The organism is Arthrobacter sp. CAU 1506 (genome assembly GCF_005047635.1).
Classification (GTDB): Bacteria; Actinomycetota; Actinomycetes; order Actinomycetales; family Micrococcaceae; genus Crystallibacter.
Genome location: NZ_SUKC01000006.1, coordinates 1 through 14256, shown reverse-complemented (window position 1 = coordinate 14256; position 14256 = coordinate 1). Strand labels below are relative to the sequence as shown.

General features: G+C 67.9%; 12 protein-coding genes. 3 read left to right on the top strand and 9 right to left on the bottom strand.

The genetic code is table 11. The features are described 5' to 3' along the window. Window positions 1–24 precede the first annotated feature (24 nt). The 5 genes from E4J89_RS08570 to E4J89_RS08550 form a co-directional block, all read right to left on the bottom strand. A complete protein-coding gene (locus E4J89_RS08570; protein WP_136785875.1) occupies window positions 25–1395 on the bottom strand; it encodes an FAD-dependent oxidoreductase in 1371 nt (456 codons plus the stop codon). Window positions 1396–1462: 67 nt separating this feature from the next. Next, window positions 1463–2473 (bottom strand): siderophore-interacting protein, encoded by a 1011-nt coding sequence (locus tag E4J89_RS08565; RefSeq protein ID WP_136785720.1) that lies wholly within the window; start codon window positions 2471–2473, stop codon window positions 1463–1465. A gap of 127 nt (window positions 2474–2600) precedes the next feature. Then, window positions 2601–3428 (bottom strand): ABC transporter ATP-binding protein, encoded by an 828-nt coding sequence (locus tag E4J89_RS08560; protein WP_136785719.1) that lies wholly within the window; start codon window positions 3426–3428, stop codon window positions 2601–2603. After that, on the bottom strand, window positions 3429–4577 hold the full coding sequence (locus E4J89_RS08555) for an iron chelate uptake ABC transporter family permease subunit (RefSeq protein ID WP_240691806.1): 1149 nt from the start codon (window positions 4575–4577) through the stop codon (window positions 3429–3431). After that, window positions 4574–5767 carry an iron ABC transporter permease gene (locus tag E4J89_RS08550; RefSeq protein ID WP_240691805.1) on the bottom strand — a complete coding sequence of 398 codons (1194 nt, stop codon included), beginning with the start codon at window positions 5765–5767 and terminating at the stop codon, window positions 4574–4576. The genes E4J89_RS08555 and E4J89_RS08550 overlap by 4 nt, the downstream gene beginning before the upstream one ends. A 286-nt stretch (window positions 5768–6053) precedes the next feature. Between E4J89_RS08550 and E4J89_RS08545 the strand changes: the two genes are divergently transcribed. Continuing rightward, on the top strand, window positions 6054–6842 hold the full coding sequence (locus E4J89_RS08545; protein WP_136785718.1) for an alpha/beta hydrolase: 789 nt from the start codon (window positions 6054–6056) through the stop codon (window positions 6840–6842). Here the strand turns inward: E4J89_RS08545 and E4J89_RS08540 are convergent. After that, a complete protein-coding gene (locus E4J89_RS08540) occupies window positions 6796–7833 on the bottom strand; it encodes an LLM class flavin-dependent oxidoreductase (RefSeq protein ID WP_136785717.1) in 1038 nt (345 codons plus the stop codon). The genes E4J89_RS08545 and E4J89_RS08540 overlap by 47 nt on opposite strands. Window positions 7834–8000: 167 nt before the next feature. On the opposite strand from E4J89_RS08540, the gene E4J89_RS08535 reads away from it, so the two are divergent. Beyond that, on the top strand, window positions 8001–10001 hold the full coding sequence (locus E4J89_RS08535; RefSeq protein WP_136785716.1) for an acyl-CoA dehydrogenase family protein: 2001 nt from the start codon (window positions 8001–8003) through the stop codon (window positions 9999–10001). A gap of 35 nt (window positions 10002–10036) precedes the next feature. Here the strand turns inward: E4J89_RS08535 and E4J89_RS08530 are convergent, their stop codons facing one another. Together E4J89_RS08530 and E4J89_RS08525 are read right to left on the bottom strand one after the other, a co-directional pair. After that, window positions 10037–10921: a hypothetical protein gene (locus E4J89_RS08530; RefSeq protein WP_136785715.1), complete on the bottom strand. Its 885-nt coding sequence runs from the start codon at window positions 10919–10921 to the stop codon at window positions 10037–10039. Between the two features lie 100 nt (window positions 10922–11021). Beyond that, window positions 11022–12017 (bottom strand): DMT family transporter, encoded by a 996-nt coding sequence (locus E4J89_RS08525; protein WP_169303949.1) that lies wholly within the window; start codon window positions 12015–12017, stop codon window positions 11022–11024. A 324-nt stretch (window positions 12018–12341) separates the two neighbouring features. Between E4J89_RS08525 and E4J89_RS08520 the strand changes: the two genes are divergently transcribed. Beyond that, on the top strand, window positions 12342–13109 hold the full coding sequence (locus E4J89_RS08520; protein WP_240691804.1) for a TipAS antibiotic-recognition domain-containing protein: 768 nt from the start codon (window positions 12342–12344) through the stop codon (window positions 13107–13109). A gap of 60 nt (window positions 13110–13169) precedes the next feature. On the opposite strand, the gene E4J89_RS19545 is transcribed toward E4J89_RS08520, so the two are convergent. Further along, a partial coding sequence (locus tag E4J89_RS19545; RefSeq protein WP_240691803.1) for an HNH endonuclease signature motif containing protein occupies window positions 13170–14256 on the bottom strand: 1087 nt, incomplete at its 5' end.

The window sequence follows — 14256 nt, the reverse complement described above, 5'->3', positions numbered from 1 at the left end:
GGATTTAGTATGGCAGCGGACGGGTCAGCTGCGCCCGGAAACTTTGTCGGCCATCCGGGCGATCAGCGAGGTGGATTTCAGCCTGCCGTTCTCGGCGCGGTCGGCCGCGTGATAGGCGGAGTACATGGCCTTGACAGCGAGCCAGCGCAGCGGCTCCACTTCCCAGCGGCGCACCTTCCGGTTCACCCACGGCATCCGGGTCAGCTCGCTGCCCGGATCCACAATGAGGTCGCGCAACGTGCGGGCAGCAAGGTTGGTCGCGGCCACGCCCGTGCCCACATAGCCCCCGGCCCAGCCCAGCCCGGTCTGCGGATCCAGGCCCACCGTGGCCTTCCAGTCACGCGGGACGCCCAGCACGCCGGACCAGGCGTGTTCAAGGCGGGCGCTGCGGGTCGCCGGGAACATCGAATGTAAAATATCGGCCAATTGCGCCACGGTTTTCGGCTGCGTGGCGCCGTCGGTATCCAGGCCGGAGCCGTAGCGGTAGGGCACGCCGCGACCGCCGAGTGCAATCCGCCCGTCGGACGTGCGCTGCGCGTACATGTAGGCATGGGCCATGTCGCCCAGGGCCTCGGCCCCGTCCCAGCCGATCTGCGTCCAGACGTGCTCCGGCAGCGGTTCGGTGACAATCAGCGAGGAGTTCATCGGCAGCCAGTCCCGGTGCGCCGACTTCAGGCCAGCGGTGAACCCCTCGGTGGCGCGCAGAATGTACCGCGCTTCCACGGTCCCGCGGTCGGTCCGGGCCTGGTTCGGCAGGATCTCGGTGACGGTGGTCCCTTCGTACAGCCGCACTCCCATCCGCCGGACGGTGTCGGCCAGCCCGCGGACCAGCTTGGCCGGCTGGATCCGCGCGCAGTGCGGCTGGAACAGCGAACCCACCGCCCGGTCAATCCGGATGCGCTGGCTGGTCTCCGCCGCGTCCAGCAGCCGGGCGCCGGCCTCGGGCCAGACCGACTCCGCCGCGGCCCAGTCCTGCAGCCGCTGCTGCTGAGCCGGGTTCCGGGCCACGATCAGTTCGCCGCCCTTGGCAATGTCTGCGTCGATGCCCTCGGCGGCGGCCACACGGATGACCTCATCCACGGTCTCGTTCAGCAGCGTCTGGAACCGGCCGGTCAGCTCGCGGCCGTGGCTGGCCGCATAGTCCTCGCGCCCGCCCGTCATGCTGTTGGTCAGCCAGCCGCCGTTGCGCCCGGACGCGCCGAAGCCGGCGAAGCGGCTCTCCAGCACCACCACGTCAAGCTCCGGCCGCGCCTGTTTCAGGTAGTAGGCCGTCCACAATCCGGTGTAGCCCGCGCCGACCACGGCCACGTCCGCCGTCGTGTCCTCCGTCAGTGCCGGGCCGGGCTCGGGCAGCCCTCCATCGGCATACCAAAAAGACACTTCGCCGTTGACAATCGCCACACCAACTCCTTGTCCTGGGCACCGGATCAGCGGCCCGCTAGGGACAGGCTAATGGCAACGACTACAGTTCTGCTTTACCGGCCCGCCAGTACCCCATGAACGCCACCTGCTTACGGTCCACGCCCACATCCCGCACCAGGTAGCGCCGCAGCTCACGGATCACCGCCGCCTCACCGGCTATCCAGGCGTAGAACGGACGTGTGGAACCCGTGGTGGTCTCCCAGAGAATCGTCCGGTCAACATCCACCTCCTCCGGGTCCTCTCCCGCGACCTCGGCCAGGCCTGCTCCCGGAACAACGACGGCGGTGCGCACCGCTTCGCTCAACAGCTCGCCGTGCGGGCGGTCGCCTCGCGCCAGCCAGGCGATCTGCACGTCTGCGGCCGACCGGATGTCCTGGAAGTCCGCGGCATCGGGCACTTCCAGGACCGCGTTGCCGGTCATGTCCTCCGGGAGGCTTTCCAGGATGGCCGCGATGGCCGGCAGGGCGGTTTCGTCGCCGGCCAACAGCACGTGGGACGCCAGTCCGGGACGCCATTCGATGCCGCCGTAGGCTTTCGCCGTAGCGCACTGGGCAGCCTCGACGTTCGGGCCGATGATGGTCACCTCGTCGCCCGGGCCGGCCGCCGCGGCCCAGCAGGATGCCGGGCCACCGTTGCCTTCGGCGTCGAAATGCAGCACAAAGTCAACGTCCAGTTCGGCCTCGAGGGCGCCTGCCGCGGGCCGGAATTCGCGGACCGTGTAGGTGCGCATGGAGCCACGTTCGGCCGGGTCCATCGCCAGCCACTGCTGGTACCAGCCGCCGCCCAGTTCCACCGCGACGCCCGTGCTGGTCCTGCCGACCGGCACCCCAAACGGCGGCAACGGGAGCCGTTGGCCATCGGCGCCGAGCGACGGGATCATCACCTTGATGCGTAGGTCCAGTGTGGGCCCGTCCACGCCGAAGCGGCGCAGCGATTCGCCGGAGAACGTGATGCGCCGGTAGCTCGGCGAGAGCTCCTCCACCCGGCTGACGGCAACGCCGAAGGCCAGCACCGGCACCACCGCGGACGTTTCAGTTGCTACAGCAGTCATCGTGCTCCGTTCTCCATGCCCATTCCATCGACTATCCAGCAGGCGCCCTTTTCAGCTCTGGGAAGGGCGCCTGCTGAATAGTCGTTTGTTTGTGCGGGTGCGGTTGCGCCCAAGCGGGTCCGGGCGCTCATGCCGCTGGTTCCCGGTGTGCGTAGTCTGCGGGGGCCTCGCAGTGGTGGCGTCCTACCGGTACCACCATCGGCGTCCCGGAGACCGGATCCGGGATCACCCGGGACTCCAGCCCGAACACGGTCTGCACCAGCTCGGCGGTGACCACCTGGGCCGGTGCGCCCTCGGCCACCACCCGGCCGGCTTTCATCGCCACCAGATGGTCGGCGTAGCGGGCGGCAAGGTTCAAATCGTGCAGCACTATGGCCACCGAGGTGCCGCGGCGCCGGTTCAGGTCGGTAATCAGGTCCAGCACCTCCACCTGGTGCGAAACGTCCAGGAAGGTAGTCGGCTCATCCAGCAACAGCACGTCGGTCTGCTGCGCCAGCGCCATGGCAATCCAGACCCGTTGCCGCTGCCCGCCGGACAGCTCGTCCACATTCCGCTCGCCGAGTTCCAAGGTGTCGGTCGCCGCCAAAGCCGTGTTCACGGCGTCGTCGTCCTCCCGGGTCCACTGCCGGAACCACCCTTGATGCGGATACCGGCCGCGACCCACCAGTTCCGCCACGGTGATTCCCTCCGGCGCGGCCGGGCTCTGCGGCAGCAGGCCCAACACCTTGGCCACGTCCCGGGTGGACTGCCGGTGGATGTCCTTGCCGTCCAGCAGCACGGATCCCCCGGCTGGCTTCAGCAGCCGCGCCAGACCGCGCAGCAGCGTGGACTTGCCGCAGGCGTTGGCCCCGACAATGATCGTGACCTTGCCCTCGGGCAGCCGGACGGTAAGGTCCTGCACCACAGTGCGCTGGTCATACGCCAGCGTGAGGTTTCGGGATTCGAGCGTGCGCACTTAGCCTCCTTGGCCTCGGCGGTTGGTGCTGACCAGCAGCCAGAGCAGGAACGGCGCGCCCAGCGCACCGGTCACCACTCCCACCGGCAGGGACGTGCCGCTGGTCAGGTACATCGGAATAAGGTTGGCGGCGGCAAAATCGGCGGCCAGCACGATCACGGCACCGACCAGTGCGGCCGCCGGCAAGGACGCCGCACCGCCCAGCAGCCGGCGGGCGATCGGACCGGACAGGAAGGCGATAAAGGCCACCGGTCCGGCCGCGGCAGTGGCGACCGCGGCCAGGAGCACCGCCACCACCATCAGGCCCAGCCTGGCCGGGGCCACGCGCACGCCCAGCGCCGCCGCGGTGTCGTCGCCCATTTCCAAACCGCGCAGGCTGCGCGCCAGCAGTGCCACCGCCACCAGCAATACGGCCAGCCCGGCCACCAGCACCACGGCGCGGTCCCAGTTACTGGAGTTGAGCGAACCGTTCAGCCAGACCAGTGCGCCCTGCGCGGTGCGGATGTCCGTGCGCGTCAGCAGGTAGCTGACCACAGCCTGCAACACCGCCGCGAAGCCGATGCCCACCAGGATCAGCCGCGACCCGGCAGCGCCCGGGACGGTGCTGGACCGGTAGGACAAGGCGAAAATTCCCACGGCCACTACCAGCGCACCGGTCATCGCAGCGGCGGAGACAGCAAGACCTGCCGCGCCAAACACCACGATCGCGGTCACCGCTGAGGCGCTGGCACCGTAGCTGATCCCGATGATGTCCGGACTGGCCAGCGGATTGCGCAGCATGGTTTGGAAAATGCTGCCGGACAAGCCGAACGCCAGCCCGACCAGCACACCGATCACCGCCCGCGGCAGCTTGTGCTCCATCACGATGAAGCTGGCACCGGGAATCTGTTCGCCGGCCAGCAGCCGGACGAAGTCCGGGATGGTCACGGTGTAGCTGCCCAGCAGCACGTTGACAAAGAACAGCACGACGACGGTGCCCACCAGCGTGCCAAGGACCGCCCTGCGTCGGCTGGTGCGCCCCGCCTTGCCGGAAACCGCGGTTCCCCCGCGAGGGCGGGGTATATCGTCGAGGGCACCCGCCATGGACGGTGCCCTCGACGGCAAACCCTGCCCTCGCCGTTCCCGCTGCGAAAGGTCCAGCTTGCTCACAGGCCGGCCGCCTTCCGCCGCCGCACCAGCCAGATGAACACCGGGGCGCCGATGATCGCGGTGGTGATGCCTGCTTCGATTTCGCCGGGCGGCGCCACGAACCGGCCCACCACGTCGGCCGCTACCAGCAGCATCGGCGCCAACAGCATGGCGTAGGGCAAAATCCATCGGTAGTCCGGGCCGGTCAGCGCGCGCACCATGTGCGGAATCACCAGGCCGACGAACGCAATCGGGCCGGCAATGGCGGTGGCCGCACCGCAGAGGATCACCACGCCGAGCGCAGTGACCGCCCGGGACAGTGCCACCTTTTGGCCGAGGCCGCGGGCCACGTCGTCGCCCAGCGAAAGATTGTTGAGGACCCGTCCGGTGAACAGCGTCAGCAGCAGGCCCACGGCAATAAACGGGGCCACCTGGCCGATCAGGTCCCAGCCGCGGCCGGAGACCGAACCGACCTGCCAGTACCTGAAACCTTCAAGGGTGTCCTGATTGGTGACCAGCACCGAGTACATCAGCGAACTCAGGCCGGCGGACAACGCTGCACCGGCCAGGGCCAGCTTCACCGGCGTGGCCCCTTCGCGGCCCAGGCTGGCCACACCGTAGACCAGCACGGCGGCGAGCGCGGCGCCGGCGAAGGCGAACCAAATGTAGCCCGACAGCTGGGTGACGCCGAACAGGAAGATGCCGGCAACCACCGCGAGCGCCGCACCCGCATTCACGCCCAGGATGCCCGGGTCAGCCAGCGGGTTCCGCGCCACCCCCTGCATGGCGGCACCGGCAACCCCGAGCGCCGCACCCACCAGCAGGCCGGTGACGGTGCGCGGGATGCGTGAGTGGACCACCGCATGGTCACCGTTGGCGGGGTCGAACGCAGTGAAGGCCTGGACCAAGGTCTCCAGGCTGATCGGACGGGCACCCAGCGCCAGCGAAGCAAAACAGATGAGCGCCAGCGCGAGCAGAGCGGCAGGAATGCCAATCAGCGCCCTGCGGGTGGTCCGCCGTCCGGGCTGAGGAGATCCGGTCTGAAGAGATGAGGTCTGAAGAGATGAGGTCTGCTGCCTGCTTCGGTGCTTGCCGCCGGTGTGCTGCCCCGCGGGCGCACGGCCGGCGGCTCCCTGCCCCGCGGGCCCGCTGCCGACAGTTCCCTCGGGCAACCGGTGGGAAGGCGCTGTTGCTGCCAGATCAGCTGGCATGGCACTCCCCCTCGGGCCGGAATATGGCGACTCAGGTAAGGCTAGCCTATGCTGGCCGACATTAAGAAACGCTTTGGTGCCCTATTTGGCCTTTGCCCCGTCCGTCCGGCCTTTGCCCCCTCACCCGGCCGCTACGCTGCCTGCTCGACCTGGCCCGCTTGGCTGCCCGGCCCGCCTGCCCGCCTGCCTGGACTACCGGCCTGCCTGACAGGCCTGGCAAGCCCGACCCCGGCACCCTTCGCCACCGACTGGCACCGACTGGCACCGACCCGTGCATAATCAACTCATGCCACATCCCATCGTCCTGCTCCACGGCTGGGCCTGCTCCGCCGCGTACTGGAAACCGCTGGCGGACCGGCTCTCCGCCAGCGGCCGCCAGGTGGTGGCCGCGGACCTCCCGGGCTACGGCAGCGACCTCTGCGCGGGCTACGACTGGACGGTGGAGAATGCTGCCGCCACTCTGGCCGAACAAACCGGCGACTGGCCTGTGCACTGGGTGGGACATTCGCTGGGCGGCAGCATTGCCGCGACCATCGCGGCGCGTTTCCCGCGCACGACGGCGTCGCTCACCTTGGTGGGGATGGTCCCGGTAGCACCGTCACCGGCAACGGTCGACAAACTGGCCCGACTGTTCGGCGGGGAATCCTCCGACCCGGAAGCAGACCTGGCGGCCGGAGAGGAGCTCATCGGCGCATGGTTCCGGGGCGGCAACGAGCCGCAAGGCGAGGACCGCGAAACGTTCCTGGCCCCCTTCAGGCGGCGCCCCGCCGTCGTCCGCCAAAGCCTGCCGGGCGGAGTGACCGGTGCGGCGCCGGACGTGGCGGAGCTGGTATCCGCCCCAACCCTGGTGGTGACCGGCAGCCGGGATGCCACCCGTCCGCCGGCCGCCGTCGCGGAATTCCTGGCCCGGCACCCGACCTGGCGTCACGCCTCGGTGCCGGATGCCGGACACATGGTGCATTGGGAGCAGCCGGCCGCCTGCGCCGAGGCGATCCTGCGGCACATTGAATCCGCCGAGAACGCGAACGTTAGGGCCGCTTCGCCGGATGAGTCTCGCGCTGGACCACCGGCATGATTTCCGTGGCGAGCAGTTCGATGGACCGGGCGGTATCCGCGAACGGCAGCCCGCCGAGGCCCACCTGCGCCATATAGCGGTCGTGGCCAAACAACTGGTACTGCTCCATGATCTTGTCGATCACTTGCTGCGGGCTTCCGGCCAGCAGTCCCCCGCCCGGGCCGGCCCACGCCTCGAAGGTCTCGCGCGGGAAATGCCCCGCCGGCCGCGGCATGTTCTGCTCGAAGTAGGCGCGGTAGTACGGGTAGAACTTGTCGCGGGCTTCCTGGGAGGTGGGGGCCACGAAGAAGTGACCGCCCGTTCCCACCGGCAGCGTGGCCGGGTCATGACCGTGCGCCGCGGCGGATTCACGGTAGTACTCAATGTGCCGGGTGAAGTGCTGCGGCCCGGAGAGCAGCGCCAGGTACAGCGGCAGCCCCAGCCGGCCGGCGCGCTCGAAGGACGCCGGCGTGCCGCCTACGCCAACCCACACCGGTAGCTTCTCCTGCAGCGGCCGCGGCGACACGTCCATGCCGCGAATGCTGTGGTGGTGGGTTCCGTTCCAGCTCAGGTTCTCCTGCTCGCGGGCGGCAAGCAGCAGCTGCAGCTTCTCTTCGAACAGCCCGTCATAGTCGGCCATGTCGTAGCCGAAAAGCGGATAGGACTCGGTGAAGGCCCCGCGGCCGGCAATGATTTCCGCCCGGCCGCCGGACAGCAGGTCCAGCGTGGCGAACTGTTCGAACAGCCGCACCGGATCCTGCGTGGACAGCACCGTGACCGCGGTGGCCAAACGCAGCGAGGTGGTCTCGCGGGCGATGGCGGCCAGCACAACTTCGGGAGCAGAGATGGCGAAGTCTTTGCGGTGGTGCTCGCCGAGACCCAGGAAGGAGATGCCCGCCTGATCGGCGATTTTCGCCAGTTGGACCAACTCGTCCAGGCGCTGCCGGGGCGACAATGCCTCGCCGTCCGGCCCGTGTATCAGCTCGCCGAAGGTGAAGATGCCGAAGTCCATTAGTGCTCCCGTGGGTCGCGTGCAGTGTTCGTTTAGTTGAAGCTTCAGGTAATCCGGAATATTCCCCCGACCGCAAAAGACCCCTCGGCAAAAGACCTACCGGGAAGTAACATAAGGGGACAGCACAGGGCCTGAAGCCCGGCAGGCCCGCGTCGAAGGGGACTGTCATGAGCGCCGAGACCGACCAGAAAAAAGCCAGTGCCAGCCTGGATGCCGCCGCGGGACCGTTGCCCGCCGAAGCAGGCACCGCCGGCCCGGCGGAAACCAGCGAACGGGACGCCCGCGAGCTCGCCGAGGCGGCGCGCGAAACAGAATGGACCCGGCCGAGCTTCGCCAAGGGCCTGTATATGGGCCGGTTCGAGCTTGACCTGATCCACCCGCATCCGCAGCCGACCCCGTCGGAGCGGGAGGCCGGCGAGGCGTTTCTGGCCAGACTGGAAGACTATGCCCGCACCATGGACGGGGGGCGGATAGAACGCGACGCGAAGATACCGGACGAATACATCGCCGGTCTGGCCGATCTGGGCACCTTCGGCATGAAGATCCCGGTGGAATACGGCGGCTTGGGGTTGTCGTTGCTCTATTACGGCCGTGCCCTGATGCTGCTGGGCTCAATACATCCTTCGCTCGGCGCGCTGTTGTCGGCTCACCAGTCCATCGGCGTTCCTGAACCGGTGAAGGTCTTCGGCACCGAGGAGCAGAAGCGCGAATACTTGCCCCGCTGCGCGGCCGGCGCCGTCACCGCCTTCCTGCTCACCGAGCCCGACGTCGGCTCCGACCCCGCGCGGCTCGGCACCACCGCCACTCCCACCGAGGACGGCGAGGCGTACCTGCTCAACGGCAGCAAACTATGGACCACCAACGGCGTGATCGCGGAACTGGTGGTGGTGATGGCCAAGGTCCCTGAGCACGGCGGCCAGCACGGCGGCATCTCGGCATTCGTCGTGGAAGCCGACTCCCCCGGCATCACCGTGGAGAACCGCAATTCCTTCATGGGCCTCAAGGGCATCGAAAACGGCGTTACCCGGTTCGACAATGTTCGTGTCCCGGCAGCCAACCGGCTGGGCCGTGAGGGCCAGGGCCTCAAGATCGCGTTGACCACGCTGAATACCGGCCGCCTCTCCATCCCTGCGCTCTGCGCGGCCGGCGGCAAATGGTCGCTGAAGATCGCCCGGGAATGGTCCAATGCACGCGTGCAGTGGGGCAAGCCCGTCGGCAAACATGAGGCGGTCAGCAAAAAAATTGCCTTCATCGCCGCCGGCTCTTTCGCCCTGAACGCAGTCTTTGAGCTGTCGGCCGGACTGGCCGATGCGGGCATGAAGGATGTCCGGATTGAAGCCGCGCTGGCCAAGCTGTGGTCCAGCGAATTCGCGTACAAGATTGCCGACGAATTGGTCCAGATCCGCGGCGGCCGAGGCTATGAGACTGCGGATTCGTTGGCCGCCCGCGGCGAACGCGCCGTGCCGGCCGAGCAATTGCTGCGCGACCTGCGGATCAACCGGATCTTCGAAGGGTCCACCGAAATCATGCATCTGCTGATCGCCCGCGAGGCCGTCGACGCGCACTTGGCCGCGGCAGGAGATTTGGCCTCGGCCGACGCCGATCTCCAGGCCAAGGCCAAAGCCGCCATGGGCGCCAGCAGTTTCTACGCCAAGTGGCTGCCCCAACTGCTCGCCGGCCAAGGTATGAATCCCCAGGCCTATAAGGACTTCGGTCCGCTGGCCAAGCATCTGCGCTACATCGAGCGTTCGTCCCGCCGGCTGGCCCGGCAGACGTTCCTCGGCATGGGGCGGTGGCAGGCAGGGCTGGAGAAGCGGCAGGCGTTCCTGGGCAGGATCGTGGACATCGGCGCCGAGCTCTTCGCCATGGCCGCCAGCTGCAGCCATGCCGAAATGCTCTCCAGCCAGGACCCGGCGCAAGGCAAGGGCGCGTACCAGTTGGCGGACGCCTTCTGCCTGCAGTCCAGGGAACGGATCCACCAGCTCTTTGGCGAGCTCTGGCGGAACTCGGACGCCAGCGACGGCAAGCTGGCCTCCCGGGTGCTAGCCGGCGATTACACCTGGTTCGAAGCCGGGGTCTTGGACCCTTCGGAGGGAACGGGACCATGGATTTCGGAACGTCCGACCGGGTCCTCGGTCAAAGAGAACCTGCACCGCGTCTACCGCTGATCGGGCTTACGCCTACAGCAGCGGGGGCCTTCCGCCTACAGCAGCGGCCAGACGCGGCGCTGCGCGTCGAAGATGTCCCAGGCCCGCGGCACCAGGCCCAGCGACACGTCGCACATCTGCTGCAGCTGCTCCATGCTCCCCGCACGGAAGGGCCCGGTGCCGGAATCACTGAACGGGTCAGGGTAGCGGGCTCCGCCCATGGCAGCCCATTCCAGTCCGTGCGAATGACCGCTGCAGAACTGCCAGACATACATTAACGAGGGCGGCAAGTCCTCGGTGCGAAGGTCCTTCAGGATGGAGGTCTGCGTACGGTTTTTGGTGGCGTAGCCCCAGGAGTTGTCGGCCTTTCGGGCAAAGATCGGGGGCAGCTCCAGCGACTCCGCCACCTCGTTCACCGTAAGGCGCAGACTGTTGAAATACTCCATCGCCCGGGCATGCCGTTCCGGCCGGAAGTCCGCCAGATAGGCATCCCAGAACGATGCCGCGTTGAACACGTCCCGCGCTATGAGCACCAGGCTGCGCCGGGCCCGCTCGACACCCTCGGCCGGCAGCAGCGCCCACAGCACCGTGGAAGTGCACTCGATCACCGTCCGCACCAATGAATACGGCGCATGGGTCTGCAGCCGGTATTCCGCCGTACCCTGCCCTGGGTGTTCCTCGAACAGCAGCCGACGCAGTGCCAGCACGTTGTCGGTGGCCGCAGCCAACGACTGGCGGAGCAGGCTGCTCACGCTTTGGGCTGCAGTGAATTGCTCGTCCAACTGGGACAGCGGGGACCCCGGCTCAACCGCCGCCTGGTCGCGCTGCAGCCATGGCTCCAACTCCTGCAGCATCTGCAGGATGGCCAACGCTGCCCGGCCTTCCGGCTCCGTTCCGCCCACCGAGCGCATCTGGCCGAAGGAGGCACCGCCATCGTCCATTGGCCCATGGTAGCGCCGCTACGACGCATGGTTCCTGCCGGAGGTCCCTCCCCGGTCAGCTGGCCCGGCGGATGGAGCACGCCGCCGGAGCGCGCCGCGATCAGTTGGCCCGGCGGGGGCTGCGCGAACGGCCGGCACGCGCCGCAATGAGCAGTCCCGCGCCGGTCAGTCCGATGCCCAGCAGTGTTTCCGGGCCGACCACGCTGCCCGCCGACGGCCAGAAAATGTCCACGGCCAGCGCTCCGATGAGCTGTCCGCCAATCACGGTTAGCGTCATCAGCAGCACGCCGGTGCTGGCCACACAGGCGGTGGCCGCGGCCAGGATCATGGTGCCGAGCGGACCGCCCAAATACAGCCACCATTGCCCGGTGAGGAGGTCCGCTTGCCTGATGATCACCGCCTGCACCACCCAGACCGCGAGCAGGGCCACCGTTCCCACACCGAAGTTCAACAGCGTGGAAATCACCGGGCTGCCATGAGCGGTACCGATTTGGCCCAGGACGCCCTGTTGGACGCTCTGCAACAACCCCGACACCAGCGGGATCAGCATAAACCACAGCAGCGGGCCCACTGCCGCCGATGACCCGAAATGCGCGCTGGCGGCAAGGATCGCTGCCAGAAAGGCGAACACGGCTCCGGTGATCCGGGCCTTGCTGACCGCAATCTGTCGGCCGGCGCCGATACCCAAGCGGTCCATTAGCAGGCCGGAAGCCATCTGGCCCGTCACGATCGCGATGGTGAACAGGGACAAGCCGATCGGCCCAACAGTTGCCGCCTGGGCGAACACGTAGAGGGCACCCACGACGCCGGCCAGCAGATACCAGCGCGGGTACACCCGCCGTCGCAGCAGCTCCGGAACGGCACGCAATTTTGCCCGTACCTTTGGCCGCACCAGCGCATACAGGACCACCGCCGCGAAGCCGGTGCCGAAGCTGACCAAGGCTGCTCCCACACTGTCCTGCAGCACGATGCCCAACTGGCTGTTGAGCCGGCTTTGCACGGCCAGTCCCCCGCCAGCAAGTAGTGCCAGCAGCAGAGCCAGCGGAACCGGCAGTTGGATGCCCTCGCGGCGGGTGGAATTCCTTCCGCCCGGCACCAGTCTCCCGCGGCTGCCGCGGGGAGAATTAGCGGGCCGGTCTGCATGCACGTGCCGATGCTATCCCGCCCGTGAGCTCCTGTCTGCGCTTGCTCTTGTCAGCTGGGGTTTCTTGTCAGGACGGCCCTAACGGCGGCCAGTCGTCTTGCGCGTCTTGCTGACCCGTCGTGAGTGTCAGCCCATCGTCTTGCAAGCCCCGTCGTGCTGCGGGCCCATCGTCTGGCCAGACCCGTCGTGCGTGCCTCCTGCCATCCGCGCAGCGGGCGCAGAATTCCGGTCTCATCATCTTGACCTTGACGCAACGTCAAGCTTCATAGTGGTTCCATGAGCATGACACCGGAGGTCACAACGTATTCAATCCAGGACGTCGCCAAAGCTGCCGGGACTACCAGCAGGACCTTGCGGCACTACCAGGACATCGGCCTGCTCATGCCGAGCCGCACTGGCCACAACGGCTACCGCTATTACGACGGCCAGGCCTTGCTTCGGCTACAGCGGATCCTCCTGCTGCGCCAGCTGGGGTTGGGTCTGCCGGAGATCACCAAGGTGCTTGAAGGCACCAGGGATACGACCGCCGCCCTGCGCAGACATCTGGAACTTCTCATGCAGGAGCGCGATCGGCTTGAACTGCAGATCGCCTCCGTCAAGACAACGATCGACAAGACGGAAAGGGGCGAACAGCTCATGGCAAAGGAAATGTTCGACGGGTTTGATCACACCCAGTACAAGGAGGAAGTCGAAGAGCGGTGGGGCAAGGACGCTTACGCCAAGGGCGACCGGTGGTGGCGCGGCATGTCCGACGCCGAGCGCGCGTCCTGGAAGGAACAGTCCAAGCAGTTGTTGGCAGATTGGGTTGCCGCCGGCCAGTCCGGGCTGGCTGCCGAAAGCGCTGAGGCCCAGGCTTTGGCACAGCGTCAATACGACTGGCTCGCCAGCGCCAACGACGGCCAGGAAGTGTCTTTTGACTACTTCACGGGGCTGGGCGACATGTACGTGGCAGACCCGCGGTTCGGCACCAATTACGGTGGCGAGCAGGGCGCTACCTTTGTACGGGACGCCATGAAGGTCTACGCCGACGGACACCTGAAATAGGCTCCGTACAAGCGGCGTGGGAACCATCCACCTTTGGATATCCCACGCCGCTCTTTGCGGTCAGGCCGCAGGGCGGATCAGTTTGTCCCGCGGGATGCGGACGACCGCCCAGCCACCCTTGGCGTCGATGTCGGGGCGGCCAGCGCCGGCGGCACCCGTCTGCCGCAGGGCCGCCTCCACCAAGAGCAGCGGCTCCGGTGCGGTCCGTTGACCCGGCTGCAATGCCGCTGTCTTTCGCACCGCCGCTGCTTCTTCGATCGGCCGGCTCGGCGGCGTGCCGGGCAGGGGCGGGGCGGTGCTGGTGTAGGTGTGGCCGGTCGGGGCGGTCGTCTTCACCTTGTGCCGTGGGCCGTCGATGGGTGTGGTGGTCCAGCCGTCGGCTTCCTTGGCCTGGTTGCAGCGTTCACACAGTCCCTGCCCATTGGTCAGGGTGGTGGGCCCGCCCTCGGCCCACGCGACGATGTGGTCGATGTGCCGGATCGGCGCGTCGCACCAGGGACTGGCACAGACCGCGTCCCGGGCCATCACCATCCGCCGGATCCCGTCCGGGAACTTCCGGGCCTTCGAGTCCATGCCCAGCAACTGCCCGGTCCCCGGCGCGGTATAGAGCCGCCGGATCCAAACGTCCTCCACCCCGCCGACCTTCAGGTTCCGCAACCGCTCCCGCCGGGCCGTTTCGCGGGCGGTCTGCCAGCCCGGCTCGGTCCCGGCAGGCGGAGCCTGCCGCCCGATGCCGCTGCCCGGCGGACCCTGCTGCCCGAAACTGCTGTCCGGCGGGTCCTGCTGCCCGAGGCGGCTGCCCGGCGGGCCGGCTAAGCGTTCGCCGGGCGGGCTTTGGCCTGCTGGGGGTCGGCCGGTTTCGGTTCCGGTGGGTTGGTGTTGCGGGTCGTGGGGCAGGCGGATCAGGTCGCGGGCGTATTGGGCCGGGACGATGCCGTAGCCGGTCAGCCAGGCCGGTTCGTGCTCGCCCTGCAGCAGGGCCCGGTCGGTCATCACCAGCTGCACTTCCAGCCGGGCCGGGTCCGCGGTGCTGCGGCCGGTGACGCGTTCAAACACGGTATCGGCCATCACCTGCCCCCGCGACCGCCGGTCCCCGGCGTTCGCCAACCGGTCCGCTTCCTGTTTCAGCGCGGCCATCACCGCGACG